Annotated in this window: 14 protein-coding genes; 8 read left to right on the top strand and 6 right to left on the bottom strand. The window is 68.0% G+C overall.

The features are described 5' to 3' along the window. The first annotated feature begins 202 nt into the window (after positions 1-202). Entirely contained in the window at positions 203-757 is a 555-nt protein-coding gene (locus tag ACLM5J_RS20715) for a carboxymuconolactone decarboxylase family protein (RefSeq protein WP_413658579.1), read from the top strand. A gap of 49 nt (positions 758-806) precedes the next feature. Here the strand turns inward: ACLM5J_RS20715 and ACLM5J_RS20710 are convergent, their stop codons facing one another. Genes ACLM5J_RS20710 through ACLM5J_RS20695 form a run of 4 tightly spaced genes read right to left on the bottom strand, consistent with a single transcriptional unit; the run spans position 807 to position 4,247 of the window. Continuing rightward, positions 807-1,199 (bottom strand): universal stress protein, encoded by a 393-nt coding sequence (locus ACLM5J_RS20710; protein ID WP_413658578.1) that lies wholly within the window; start codon positions 1,197-1,199, stop codon positions 807-809. Then, positions 1,196-2,707: a tripartite tricarboxylate transporter permease gene (locus ACLM5J_RS20705; RefSeq protein WP_413658577.1), complete on the bottom strand. Its 1,512-nt coding sequence runs from the start codon at positions 2,705-2,707 to the stop codon at positions 1,196-1,198. The genes ACLM5J_RS20710 and ACLM5J_RS20705 overlap by 4 nt, the downstream gene beginning before the upstream one ends. Further along, positions 2,707-3,246: a tripartite tricarboxylate transporter TctB family protein gene (locus ACLM5J_RS20700; RefSeq protein WP_413658576.1), complete on the bottom strand. Its 540-nt coding sequence runs from the start codon at positions 3,244-3,246 to the stop codon at positions 2,707-2,709. The genes ACLM5J_RS20705 and ACLM5J_RS20700 overlap by 1 nt, the downstream gene beginning before the upstream one ends. Then, the gene (locus ACLM5J_RS20695) at positions 3,243-4,247 is read right to left on the bottom strand and encodes a Bug family tripartite tricarboxylate transporter substrate binding protein (RefSeq protein ID WP_413658575.1); all 1,005 of its coding nucleotides are present in this window, start codon (positions 4,245-4,247) and stop codon (positions 3,243-3,245) included. Before ACLM5J_RS20695 ends, ACLM5J_RS20700 begins: the two co-directional genes overlap by 4 nt. Before the next feature lie 94 nt (positions 4,248-4,341). Here ACLM5J_RS20695 and ACLM5J_RS20690 point away from each other — a divergent pair, with 94 nt between their 5' ends. Genes ACLM5J_RS20690 through ACLM5J_RS20675 form a run of 4 tightly spaced genes read left to right on the top strand, consistent with a single transcriptional unit; the run spans position 4,342 to position 8,689 of the window. Further along, positions 4,342-5,976: an ATP-binding protein gene (locus tag ACLM5J_RS20690; RefSeq protein ID WP_413658574.1), complete on the top strand. Its 1,635-nt coding sequence runs from the start codon at positions 4,342-4,344 to the stop codon at positions 5,974-5,976. Next, positions 5,973-6,662 carry a response regulator gene (locus ACLM5J_RS20685; protein ID WP_413658573.1) on the top strand — a complete coding sequence of 230 codons (690 nt, stop codon included), beginning with the start codon at positions 5,973-5,975 and terminating at the stop codon, positions 6,660-6,662. Before ACLM5J_RS20690 ends, ACLM5J_RS20685 begins: the two co-directional genes overlap by 4 nt. A gap of 49 nt (positions 6,663-6,711) precedes the next feature. Then, positions 6,712-8,232 carry a DNA-3-methyladenine glycosylase 2 family protein gene (locus tag ACLM5J_RS20680; protein ID WP_413658572.1) on the top strand — a complete coding sequence of 507 codons (1,521 nt, stop codon included), beginning with the start codon at positions 6,712-6,714 and terminating at the stop codon, positions 8,230-8,232. After that, positions 8,216-8,689, top strand: coding sequence for a methylated-DNA--[protein]-cysteine S-methyltransferase (locus ACLM5J_RS20675; RefSeq protein WP_413658571.1), 474 nt, complete (start codon positions 8,216-8,218; stop codon positions 8,687-8,689). The genes ACLM5J_RS20680 and ACLM5J_RS20675 overlap by 17 nt, the downstream gene beginning before the upstream one ends. A 10-nt stretch (positions 8,690-8,699) precedes the next feature. Here ACLM5J_RS20675 and ACLM5J_RS20670 read toward each other — a convergent pair whose 3' ends face one another. Together ACLM5J_RS20670 and ACLM5J_RS20665 are read right to left on the bottom strand one after the other, a co-directional pair. Next, on the bottom strand, positions 8,700-9,104 hold the full coding sequence (locus tag ACLM5J_RS20670) for a hypothetical protein (protein WP_413658570.1): 405 nt from the start codon (positions 9,102-9,104) through the stop codon (positions 8,700-8,702). Between the two features lie 67 nt (positions 9,105-9,171). Then, on the bottom strand, positions 9,172-9,894 hold the full coding sequence (locus ACLM5J_RS20665; RefSeq protein ID WP_343996734.1) for an IclR family transcriptional regulator: 723 nt from the start codon (positions 9,892-9,894) through the stop codon (positions 9,172-9,174). A gap of 100 nt (positions 9,895-9,994) precedes the next feature. Here ACLM5J_RS20665 and leuC point away from each other — a divergent pair, with 100 nt between their 5' ends. The 3 genes from leuC to ACLM5J_RS20650 form a co-directional block, all read left to right on the top strand. After that, entirely contained in the window at positions 9,995-11,407 is a 1,413-nt protein-coding gene (leuC, locus tag ACLM5J_RS20660) for a 3-isopropylmalate dehydratase large subunit (protein ID WP_413658569.1), read from the top strand. Between the two features lie 14 nt (positions 11,408-11,421). Beyond that, positions 11,422-12,009, top strand: a complete 588-nt coding sequence (leuD, locus tag ACLM5J_RS20655; RefSeq protein WP_413658568.1) for a 3-isopropylmalate dehydratase small subunit — start codon at positions 11,422-11,424, stop codon at positions 12,007-12,009. A 298-nt stretch (positions 12,010-12,307) separates the two neighbouring features. After that, a partial coding sequence (locus ACLM5J_RS20650; protein WP_413658567.1) for an HU family DNA-binding protein occupies positions 12,308-12,697 on the top strand: 390 nt, incomplete at its 3' end.

Here is a 12,697-nt window from a genome sequence, read left to right as displayed (position 1 = left end):
AGGACGTCGCCCTCTCACGGCGGTAGCGAGGGTTCAAATCCCTTCCGGGGTACCACGTAGAAACTCCCGGCCCACACAGGTGGGTCCGGGAGTTTTCTCGTTCTGGCAGCAACGTGTTGCGAGCGGCCGCGCTCCTCGATTTCGGGCACGCGGCCGCGGGCACGGCGGGCGTAGCGTCGCAGTGATGCCGAGGAGGCGCACGATGGCCAACCGCCCGAACTTCCTGCACGACCCCACCCCGGACCTTGAGGCGCGTGCGATCTTCGCCGAGGACTACGAGTCGCTGGGCTTCGTGATGAACCTGTCGTTCCTCTGGTCGCATCAACCGGCCGCGCTGCACGGGCTGCTCGGGCTTGCTCGCCAGGTCGCCGAGGAGGGTGGGATCACGCCGCGTCAGCGGTTCCTGATCGTGCTGGCCAGTTCAGCGGCCCGGGAGAGCAAGTACTGCGTGCTGGCCTGGCAGCGCAAGTTCCCCGGTCTTCTGGAGCCGGCTTCCATCGCGGGGATCGTCGACGGCGTTGCGCCCATCGCAGGTCTGGAGGCGAGCGAACAGGCGCTGGTGACCTGGGTCCGGCTCTGCGTGGAACGGCCGACGGCGACCCGGCACGAGGATGTGGAGATCCTGCGCGCCGCGGGCTACAGCGATCGGCAGATCTTCGCGGTCACCGTCTTCGCCGCGCTACGAATGGCGTTCGCGACCGTGAACGACGCGCTCGGAGCAGAGCCTGACGACGAGCTACGCGCAGCAGGGTCTTGAGATCACGACCCGCCCGCCCGACCGATCGGCGGGCGGGCGGGCCGTGGGCTCAGTCGGGCTTGACCGCCAGCACCGCGCACTCCGCGCCGAGGATGACGCGCTGCGAGACGCTGCCCATCAGAAGCTTGCCGACGGGGGTGCGGCGGCGGACGCCGATCACGATCAGCTCTGCGCCGGACCGTTCCGCTGCCTCGATCACCTGGTCCCCGACGTCCGCGCCGAAGGTCTGGCGCACCTCGAACGGCAGCCCGGTGGTGGCGAGATCGGTTTCGATCTCCGCCAACTGATCGGCGTGCGCGTAGCGCTCGTCGACCAGCGCGTCGCCGCGGGTCCCATTGATCACCAGGAGGTCTCCATCGCGGAGACGGGCCTCCTCGATCGCGCGGGCGAGGGCTGCCTGGCCGTACTCATCGGGGGAGTAGGCCACCACGATCGTGCTCATCTGCTCACCAACTCCTTGGCGTCGGTACGGCTCCGGCGCAGTACGCCGAGCAGTTGCGGGACGACGATCGCGAGCAAGGCGATCGCGTAGAGGATCACTGCCAACGTCTCGTTGACCAGACCGGAGATGTCGCCGCCGGAGATCGTCAACGCCTCACGGAACCGGGTCTCCCCGAGCGGGCCCAGGATCACGCCGAGGATCAGCGGCAGCACGGGTAGCCCGAAGCGCCGCATCGTCAAACCGAGGAGCCCGAAGACCACCAGAAGGAAGACGTCGAAGGCCTGCAGGTTGGCGGCGTAGGCACCGAGGGAGGCGAAGAAGAGGATGCCGGCGTAGAGCTGGGGACGCGGGATGCTCAGCAGCTTCGCCCACAACGGGGCCAGCGGCAGGTTGAGCACCAGCAGCAGCGCGTTGCCGATCAGGAGGCTGGCCAGCAAGGTCCAGACCAGGTCCGGCTGGGTGTCCATCAGCTGCGGACCGGGCTGGATCCCGTAGCTGGTCAGGGCTGCGAGCATCACCGCGGATGTCGCGGTAACCGGGATGCCCATCGCCAGCAGTGGCACGAAGGTTCCGGCAGCGGATGCGTTGTTCGCGGCCTCGGGGCCGGCGACTCCTTCGATCGCGCCCTCGCCGAACTCATGCCCGTTCTTGGCCAGCCGGCGTTCGGCGATGTAGGAGAGGAAGGTCGGTGTCTCGGCGCCACCGGCCGGGACCGCCCCGAACGGGAAGCCGATCGCGGTACCGCGGAGCCAGGGCTTCCAGGACCGCTTCCAGTCGTCCTTGCCCATCCAGGGTTGGCCGACGGGGATGATCTCCAACGGCCGACGACGCAGGTGGGCGGCCACCCAGAGAGCTTCGCCGAGGGCGAAGATGCCGACCGCGACCACCACGATGTCGAGTCGGTCGGCCAGCAGCGGTTGATCGAAGTCCAGGCGCGGCTGGCCGGTGTTGAGGTCCAGCCCCACCAACCCGATGGTGAGTCCCAGGAAGAGGGAGATGAAGCCGCGGAGCTTGGAGGAGCCGAGCACCGAGGTGACCAGCACCATCGAGAGCACGATGATCGCGAAGTAGGACGGAGCACCGATCTCGACACCGATGTCGGCGAGGGTGGGGGCGAAGAACGCCACCAGGAGCGTGCCGATCGTGCCGGCGATGAAGGAGCCGATGGCGGCGGTGGCCAGGGCTTGGGCGGCCCGCCCCTTCTTGGCCATCTTGTTGCCCTCGATCGCGGTCATCACGGACGACGATTCACCGGGCGTGTTCAGCAGAATCGAGGTCGTCGAGCCGCCATACATGCCGCCGTAGTAGATGCCGGCGAACATGATGAACGATTGGGTGGGGCCGAGGCCGAAGGTGATCGGCAGCAGCAGTGCCACCGCCATCGCCGGGCCGATGCCGGGCAGGACGCCGACGAAGGTGCCGAGGATGACGCCGATCGCGGCATAGAGCAGGTTCTCGGGGGTGACGGCGTCGCCGAGGCCACCCAACAGCAGGTCGAGGCTCTCCATCACAGGATCCCGTCGAGGATGCCCGGCGAGAGCGCGATGCCCAGGCCGGAGTAGAAGGCGTACCAACTGCCGACCGACAACACGGCACCCACCAGCGCGTCACGGATCAGGGTGCGACTGCCCAGGGCCCAGGCAGCACCGGCGAAGAGCACCGCGCCGGTGATCGCCCAGCCCAGCCAGTCGATCGTGGCGATGGTGAAGACCAGGATGCCGACCAGCTTGAGAACCGTCACCCAGTCGGCGCGCTGGCTCAGGTCGACGTCCTCGCCGCCCTCCACCTCGCCGCGGTCGCCGCGGGCGGTGGCGACGGCGAGCAGGATGCCGAGCACCACCATCACGCTTCCGATCGCGTATGGGAAGGCGCGCGGCCCGACAGGATCGCCGAACCCCACGCGCAGGGTGCTGGCGTCGTAGAGGGTGTAGCCGCCGATCAGCACGAGGACCGCGGCCAGGCCGAACTGAGCCTTGTCCGACGTCGCCGGCTGGTCGGCGCCGCCAAGGTCGGCTTGCGCGGAATCGAAGGAAGAAACGTCACTCACAGCAGTCCCAACTCCTCAAGCGTGTCCGCCACACGGGCGTCCTGTTCCTTCAGGAAGTCACCGAACTCGTCACCGGTACTGAAGGCGTCGATCCACTTGTTGTCCTCGAGGGCCTGTTGCCATTCGGGACTCGCGTGCATCTTGGTCAGATAGGCGATCAGCTCCTCACGGCGCTTCGCCGAGATTCCGGGAGGGGCCATCACCCCTCGCCAGTTGGTGAAGACCAGGTCGATGCCGGACTCGGTCAGCGTCGGAATCTCCTTGGCGAACCCGGTCATCCGTTCGTCGCCGGAGACGGCGAGAACCCGGAGCTCGCCCGCTTCGATCTGGCCTTCGAACTCGCCGAGGCCCGAGAAGCCGACGCTGATCTTGTGGCCGAGCAGCGCGCTGGTCAACGGGCCGCCGCCGTCGTAGGGAACGTAGAGGACCTTGCGCGGATCGACCCCGACAGTGCTGGCCAACTGCATCGGGAACAGGTGGTCCGGTCCGCCGGGCGAGGAGCCGCCGCCGACCGGGATCTTGCGGGGGTTCTTCTTCCACGCCTCGACGAAGTCGTCGATCGTCTTGAACGGCGAGTCGGCCGGTACCAGGATGCCTTCCTGGTCCTCGATCAGCTGCGCCAACGGCGTCGCGTCCTGGAGCCGATGGGGGAGGGCGAAGGAGTACGAGGAGCCGACGACGCCGAGACCCACGGTCATCAGGGTGTTCTCGTCACCCTCAGCGTTCATCAGCCGGGTCAGTGCCACCGACCCGCCGGCGCCCATGATGTTGGTGACCTCGAAGGTGCCGCCGGTGATGTCCTCGGCCTCCATCACCGCAACGGCCGCGCGTCCGGTCTGGTCATAGCCGCCGCCGGGGCTGTTCGGGATCAGCATGGTCAGGTCCTTGCTGGGGTCCCCTCGGGTCACCCCGCACGCGGTACCGCTGATCGCGACCAGGCAGATTCCGAGCGCGACAGCGACCCATCGGGTCCGCCGTCGAGCGCTGCCCGTCACACGCATGACAACTCCTGGGAGGTTGGAAACATCGTCGGTCGATGATGCGACGATGGTGTGGCGCGCGTCACGGTTGCGGAAGCATTGGAGGTTGTGGAACTTGTGGTCACCGCGGTCGGCACGGTTCCCGCTCACCATGGCGGGGCAGATCCTGCTGCTGCAGGTCATCGTGCTGCTGGTGGTCCTCGCCGTCGCCAGCGTCGTCTCGCTGCGTCAGAGCGACGCCGATTTCCGCGCACAACGGGCAGCGCCGTTGGCCACGGTCGCTCAGGAGCTCGCCAATCTGGATGTGGTGCGGACGCAGATCGATCACCGGCCGGTGCTGACGTCGCTGACCGCCTATGCCGAGCAGTTCCGACGCCGGGCGGATGCGACCGCGGTCTATCTGGCGGATCTCGACGGCAACATCCTGGTCCGCTCCGACGGAGCCGTGGACGGCGCCCGGTTGGACAGCGAGATCCGCAACCTGGACAGCCAGCGTTCCTGGTCCGGGGACATCACCTCGGGAGGGCAGCGCTCGATCGCTGCCCTGGTGCCGATCTTCGACAGCGGCATCCCGGTCGGCGCGGCCGGCGGTCCGCAGCCGCCGAAGCAGGTGGCCGTCGTTGTGGTGGTGGATGCCTACCCCACGCTGGGTGATCGCGCTGGCGAGCTCCTCCGGGATCTGGTCGCGTTCCTGGGCGCGGGACTGGCGCTGGGCGTGGCCGGCTCCTGGTTGCTGGCGCGGCTGGTCAAACGTCGTACCCGGGGTTTGGAGCCTGCCGATATAGCGGCTCTCGCCGATCATCGCGAGGCTCTGTTGCACGCGGTCCGCGAAGGGGTCGTCGCTGTTGGTGCAGACGGCGTGATCACGGTGTTCAACGACAGTGCGCGAACCCTCCTCGGCCTTGGCGACGCCGACCTCGAAGGCGCCACCGTCGCGGATCTCGAGGTGAACCAGGAGGTCCGTGACCTGCTCGGCGGTGAGGCGGATGTGCGCGACCAGGTCCTGGTCGTCGGCGAGCGGGTCGTGGTGGCGAACCGCAACCAGGTCCATTTCGACGGTCGAAGCGTCGGTGCGGTCACCACCCTGCGCGATCGCACTGAACTGCTCGCCATGCAGAGCGAGCTGACCGCACGCGAATCGATCACCGAGACACTCCGGGCCCAGACCCACGAGTTCAACAATCAGCTGCACATCATCTCGGGTCTGGTGCAGTTGGCCGAGTACGACGAGGTGGCGACGGTCATCGGCACCATCACGCGACGGCGGGCGGAGATCAACGACGCCGTCACCGCGGTGGTCCATGACGCCGCGGTGGCCGCGCTCCTGGTCGCCAAGATGAGTCTCGCCGCGGAACGTGGGATCGCGATCGTGCTGGCCGACGACACCGAGCTTCCCGTGCTCGATCCCGACCTCTCCGCAGACGTCGGCACGGTGCTCGGGAACCTCATCGACAACGCTGTCGACGCCACGGTCTCCGCAGCCGGGCCGCGGATCGACCTTCGGCTCCGGGTCGAGGCCGACGCCGTCGCGGTCCAGGTGGCCGACACGGGTGAAGGGGTCGCGGCGGATGTTGCCCCGGAGATCTTCCGGCGGGGCTGGAGTACCAAACCGAGCGATGCCAGCGGTCGAGGAGTGGGCCTAGCGCTGGTCCAGGTGATCTGTCTGCGTCGTGGCGGCCACGTCTCGGTGCACAATCTGGACGGCGCAGTCTTCACTGCTGTGCTGCCGATGATGACGAGGGGTGGATGAGGGTGCCGGATCCGTTGCGGGTGCTGGTCGTCGATGACGACTTCATGGTGGTCTCGATCCACACCCGGTTCGTGGAGCGGATGGCCGGCTTCGAGGTGGTCGGCAGCGCGACGAACGGAGCCGAGGCGTTGCGCCTGATCGCTGAGCTGCGCCCGGATCTGGTGCTGCTCGACGTCCATCTCCCGGACCTGACCGGGATCGAGGTGCTGCGCAGGCTCCGGGGTGAGGGCGACGAGGTCGGCGTTCTGATGGTGACCGCGGCGCGGGAGGCGGAGACGGTGCGGGCGGCGGCGGCGTCAGGGGCGGCGCACTACCTGGTCAAGCCGTTCGAGTTCGACGATCTGAGGTTGCGAATGGAACAGTTCGCCGCCCAATTCGCGGCTCTTGCCGACGAGTCGCCGCAGCAGGAGGCGATCGATGCCCTCTTCACCCCGCTACCGGCCCGGCGGACCCCGTCCGGACTGCCTAAGGGCCTGAGCGAGCCGACCTTGGCCGCGGTCCTTGACGCACTCCGCGAGTTGCCGCCCGGTGCCGACACCTCAGCAGGTGAGTGCGCCGAGGCGATCGGGATCTCCCGCGTCTCGGTGCGGCGCTACCTGGAGTACCTGGTCGAGCAGCGGCAGGCGGCGGTCCGCCTCAAGTATGGAGGCGCCGGTCGGCCCGAGCGTCGGTACTACCTCAGCTGAGGTCCGATTCCCGCTAGGAAGGGGCGTTCCGGCGAGGCAGGATGGAGCTATGTTCACCGACGCGGAGGCCTGCTACCGGGCAGTGCAGAGCCGGGATCGTCGTTTCGACGGTCGGTTCTTCACCGCGGTGGCAACGACCGGGATCTACTGCCGGCCCTCGTGCCCGGCGCGGACGCCTGCTCCGCAGAACGTGACGTTCCACCCCACCGCGGCCTCGGCGCAGGCGGCGGGGTACCGGGCCTGCAAACGGTGCCTCCCCGACGCGACGCCGGGAAGCCCGGAATGGGACGTGAAGGCCGACCTGGCCGGTCGGGCGATGCGGTTGATCGCCGACGGCGTGCTCGACCGCGACGGCGTCACGGGGCTTGCCCAGCGGCTCGGCTACACCACTCGGCATCTGGGCCGGGTACTCACCGCCGAGCTCGGCGCCGGACCGTTGGCACTGGCCAGGGCGCAGCGCGTGCAGACCGCGCGGGTCCTGATCGAGACCACCACCCTCACGATGGCGGAGATCGCCTATGCCAGTGGCTTCGGCAGCATCCGACAGTTCAACGACACGGTCCGCGACGTCTACGCCAGTTCGCCATCGCAGCTGCGTGGGCGCCGTCGGGCAGCCAGCACCGCCCGCGGCGAGCTGGTCCTCTCCGTGCCGGTCCGCTCGCCGTTCGCCGGCTCCCGGCTGTGGGCGTTCCTCGCCGCCCGTGCGGTACCCGGGGTCGAGGTGGTCGAAGCGAGCGAGAACGGTGGTAGCTACGCCCGCTCGTTGGACCTTCCGCACGGCCCGGCCCTGCTCCGGCTCGAGTTGCGTGACGAACCGAGACCCGGCGTCACCGTGCAGGTCCCGCTGACGTTGTGGCTCACCGACGTCCGTGACACCAGCGCTGCCCTGGAACGGGTGCGACGGCTCTTGGACGCCGACTGCGACCCGGTGGCGGTGGACGACGCTCTGCGCGCCGACCTTCGCCTTGCTCCGTTGGTCGCCGCGGTGCCGGGGTTGCGGGTGCCCGGGCACGTGGACGGTGCGGAGGTCGCGGTCCGCGCGGTGCTCGGCCAGCAGGTCAGCGTCGCCGCTGCCCGCACGCAGGCCGGCCGTCTTGCCGCGAGCTACGGCAAGCCGTTGGCGTCCAGTCAGGTCGACGGCGTCACCCACTTGTTCCCGAGCGCCCAGACGCTCGCCGCGATCGATCCCGAACTCTTGCCGATGCCGCGTGCGCGGGGCCGCGCACTGCTCGGCCTCTGTGCCGCGCTCGCCGACGGCCAGGTGGTGCTGGACCGCGGTGCCGATCGGGCCGAGGTGCGTCGCCAACTTCTTGCCCTGCCAGGGATCGGACCCTGGACCGCGGACTACATCGCGTTGCGCGCGCTCGGCGACCCGGACGTCTTCCTGTCGGGGGACCTGGTGATCCGACACGCGATGACGGCGCTCGGCGTCGCGCCCGAGGAGATGGCGGCGGTCGCGGCCGCGTGGAGACCCTGGGGCTCGTACGCCCTGATGCAGCTATGGGGATGGCAGGCTGAAGCCGCCACCCGGAGATCGGAGAGGAAGGTTCGTGATGTGGAGGGTCGTTGATTCACCGATCGGTGATTTGCGTGTGGTTGCTGACGCTGGGGCGATCACAGCGATTGAGTTCTCGCCGTTCAAGGACGGTGTCGAGATCGGCGAGCGGGCCGACGACGACGGGCTGCTCTGCGATGCGGCGAAACAGCTCGAGGCCTACTTCCGTGGCGACCTGAAAGAGTTCGATCTTCCTCTTGCGCCCCAAGGAACCCCTTATCAGCAAAGGGTCTGGGAACAATTGCGATTGATCCCGTGGGGTTCGACCGCCTCCTATGGCGAGATCGCGCATCGACTCGGCCAGACCAATGCGGCGTCACGCGCGGTGGGTACGGCGAATGGCCGTAATCCGATTCCGATCGTCATTCCGTGCCACCGGGTGATCGGGGCGAACGGGTCGTTGACCGGCTATGCAGGTGGGATGGAACGCAAACAGACCCTCTTGGACGTCGAGTCCGAGGGTCTGTTCTGAAGGTGCTGTTTCAGTTGGTCGGTTGAGTCCGGAGGCTGTTGCCGATGGCGGCACCGATCGCGGCGAGGACCGTGACGCTGGAGAGCCAGAACGGGATGAAGAACGACAGGTCGCTGCGGAGGACCGTGCTGTCCCAATCGCTGTCAGCGATCGCGATGCTGATCGGGAAGGCGATCCCGATCAGCAGCCCGACCAGTGCCCACGCCACGATCGAGATCGCGAACCCGCGGCGGCGGGCGTCGAAGAGGCTCCAGCCGAACGCCATCGCCCAGAGCAGGGCGAACAGGAGCAGACCGGCGCCGATATTGGCGCCGTCGCCCTCGTCGGGGAGTAGGCGCATCACGCCGGAGAAGGCCGCGGCGAGGGCCAGCGCACAGAGAAAACGGACTGGGACCAGGTACGTAAGACGTGACATGGCCCCAGCCCATCTCGGATCAGGCGAGTGCGCGAGTGGTGCGCTACTCGGTACGGACTAGGTAGCGCTACTCAGCCGCGGCGCGGCGCAGCGACTCCGAGAGCCGCTCGGCGGCCGCCATCACAGCGGGAGCGTGCATCCGGCCGGGCTGACGGGAGAGCCGCTCCAGCGGGCCGGAGACGGAGACCGCGGCGATGATCTTGCCGCTGGGGGAGCGCACCGGTGCAGAGACCGAGGCGACCCCCTGCTCTCGCTCGCCGACCGACTGGGCCCAGCCGCGGCGGCGGATCCCGGAGAGGGCGGTGGCCGAGTAGGCGGCGTTCTGCAGACCACGGTGCATCCGCTCCGGGTCCTCCCAGGCCAGCAGCACCTGCGCTGCGGACCCGGCACGCATGGTCAGCTGGGAGCCCACCGGGATGGTGTCGCGCAGACCGCTCGGCCGCTCGGCGGCGGCGACGCAGACACGGTGCTCGCCCTGACGCCGCCACAGCTGTGCGGACTCCCCGGTGATGTCGCGCAGGCGGGCCAGTACCGGGCCGGCGGCAGCGAGTAGGCGGTCCTCGCCGGCAGCCGCGGAGAGCTCGGAGAGCCGAGGCCCGAGAACGAAGCGTCCCTGCATGTCCCGGGCCACCAGGCGGTGGTGCTCCAGGGCGACGGCGAGGCGGTGTGCGGTGGGGCGAGCCAGGCCGGTGCCGGCGACCAGCCCTGCAAGCGTGGCCGGGCCGGCCTCGAGAGCGGCGAGTACGAGCGCCGCTTTGTCGAGAACGCCGACTCCGCTAGAGTTGTCCATATGGCAATACTGCCGTCTCAGATCGTGGAATGCAAGGCCGGAAGATCAAGCCAGTGCCCGGGTCGGAGAAAGACCGTTACGAACCCCAGTGGAGGAAGCCATGGGCAAGACTCTGTCCGAGAAGGTGTGGGACGAGCACGTCGTCCGGAGCGCAGAAGGTGAACCCGATCTGCTCTTCATCGACCTCCACTTGATCCACGAGGTCACCTCCCCGCAGGCCTTCGACGGTCTCCGTCTGGCGAACCGCACGGTGCGGCGCACCGACCTGACCCTGGCGACCGAGGACCACAACGTCCCGACCCTCGACTGGGACAAGCCGATCGCCGACCCGGTGAGCCGCACCCAGATCGAGACGCTGCGCAAGAACTGCGACGAGTTCGGCGTCCGGATCCACCCGCTCGGCGACATCGAGCAGGGCATCGTGCACGTGGTCGGTCCGCAGTTGGGCCTGACCCAGCCGGGTATGACGATCGTCTGCGGTGACTCGCACACCGCCACCCACGGCGCGTTCGGGGCGATCGCGCACGGCATCGGTACCTCCGAGGTCGAGCACGTGCTGGCCACCCAGACGCTGCCGCAGGCCAAGCCGAAGACCTTCGCGGTCACGGTCAACGGCTCGCTCAACGAGGGTGTCACCGCCAAGGACCTGATCCTGCACATCATCACCAAGGTCGGCACGGGTGCCGGCATGGGCTACATCGTCGAGTACCGCGGTCAGGCGATCCGTGAGCTCTCGATGGAGGCCCGGATGACGGTCTGCAACATGAGCATCGAGTGGGGCGCGAAGGCGGGCATGATCGCCCCCGACGAGACCACCTTCGCCTACCTCAAGGACAAGCCCGAGTCGCCCAAGGGCGCCGAGTGGGACGCTGCCCTGGAGCACTGGAAGACCTACACCACGGACGAGGACGCGGTCTTCGACAAGGAGGTCGTGATCGATGCGGCCGACGTGACCCCGTGGGTCACCTGGGGTACCAACCCCGGCCAGGGTGCACCGCTGGGCGGCTCCGTCCCCGCGCCTGCCGACTTCGCCGACGCCATCGAGCGGACCGCTGCCGAGAACGCCTTGGCCTACATGGGTCTCACGGCCGGTACGCCGCTGCGCGAGGTCGCCATCGACACCGTCTTCGTCGGCTCCTGCACCAACGGCCGGATCGAGGACCTGCGGCTGGCCGCCGAGATCCTCGAGGGCCACCGGGTCGCCGAGGGCACCCGGATGCTCATCGTCCCCGGCTCCGTGCGGGTCCGCCTGCAGGCCGAGGCCGAAGGCCTGGACAAGGTCTTCCTGGCGGCCGGTGCCGAGTGGCGTGGTGCGGGTTGCTCGATGTGCTTGGGCATGAACCCCGACCAGCTGGCTCCCGGTGAGCGCAGCGCGTCGACCTCGAACCGCAACTTCGAAGGTCGTCAGGGCAAGGGCGGCCGTACCCACCTGGTGTCGGTGCCGGTCGCTGCTGCGACCGCGATCCGCGGCACCCTGTCCTCGCCTGCCGACCTCGCGCCGGCTTCGGTCTGAACGGAGAGAGAACGATGGAGAAGTTCACCACCCACACCGGTACCGGTGTCCCGCTGCGCCGTAGCGACGTCGACACCGACCAGATCATCCCGGCCGTCTATCTCAAGCGGGTCACCCGGACGGGCTTCGAAGACGGGCTCTTCGCAGCCTGGCGCAACGACCCCGACTTCATCCTGAACCAGGACGCCTACTCCGCCGGCACCGTGCTCGTGGCTGGTCCCAACTTCGGTACCGGATCTTCGCGTGAGCACGCCGTCTGGGCCCTGCAGAACTACGGTTTCCAGGTGGTCATCTCGCCGCGGTTCGGCGACATCTTCCGCGGCAACTCCGGCAAGGCCGGGCTGCTGACGGTGGAGCTCGACGAGGCCATCGTGGTGAAGCTGTGGGAGTACCTGGAGGCGACGCCGGGTGCCGAGATCACCGTCGACCTTGAAGGGCTGACGATCACCGCCGGCGAGCTCTCGGTCGGCTTCGAGGTCGACGACTACGTCCGCTGGCGTCTGCTCAACGGTCTCGACGACATCGGCATCACCTTGTCTCACGAGGCAGACATCTCGGCTTTTGAGGCAACTCGGCCGAGTTGGAAGGCTGCCACCCGCTGACGCGCGGTTTCACTCCTCGAAGAGGGGGTCAGGTCCATCGGACCTGGCCCTCTCTTCTTTTTGGTTTCTCCTTGGAAATAAGGAGAAAGTCAAATCAAGAGCCTTCTCAAGGCGTACCGTCTGCTCGGGAAAACCCCACGTTCGCTGGGTTCCTAGGGCACCAAGCGGCCCGGGGCGTCAGAAAAATTCTTCGTCGAATTTCGGCGTGGCGATTGTTCAGACGGCTTGGAATACCTAGCGTGCACACAAGATGCCGGACAAATAGCCCGGCTCCGGACGTTCATTGGAAGGGAAGCTAGTGAACAAGACTGAGCTGATCGAGGCGCTTGCTGCGCGTTTCGAAGGTAACCGCAAGGCGGCAGCGCACGCGCTCGAATCGGTGCTGGACACGATCACGCGCGAAGTCGTCAAGGGCGAGAAGGTAGCCATCACCGGATTCGGGTCGTTCGAGAAGCGGGTCCGTGACGCTCGCTGGGTTCGTAACCCCCGTACGGGTGAACGGATCAAGGCCAAGAAGACCGCCGTCCCGAAGTTCACCGCAGGCGCCGACCTGAAGAACATCGTCTCCGGAGCCAAGAAGCTGCCGAAGTTGGCCGCCAAGAAGGCTGCCGCGCCGGCGAAGAAGGCTGCTGTGGCTGCTGCTCCGGCTAAGAAGGCCGCTGCCAAGAAGACGGCGACCAAGGCTGCT

Origin of the sequence: Nocardioides sp. Bht2 (genome assembly GCF_047308515.1) — a bacterium.
In the GTDB taxonomy this organism is placed as follows: Bacteria; Actinomycetota; Actinomycetes; order Propionibacteriales; family Nocardioidaceae; genus Nocardioides.
This window is presented reverse-complemented; position numbering and strand designations above follow the sequence as displayed.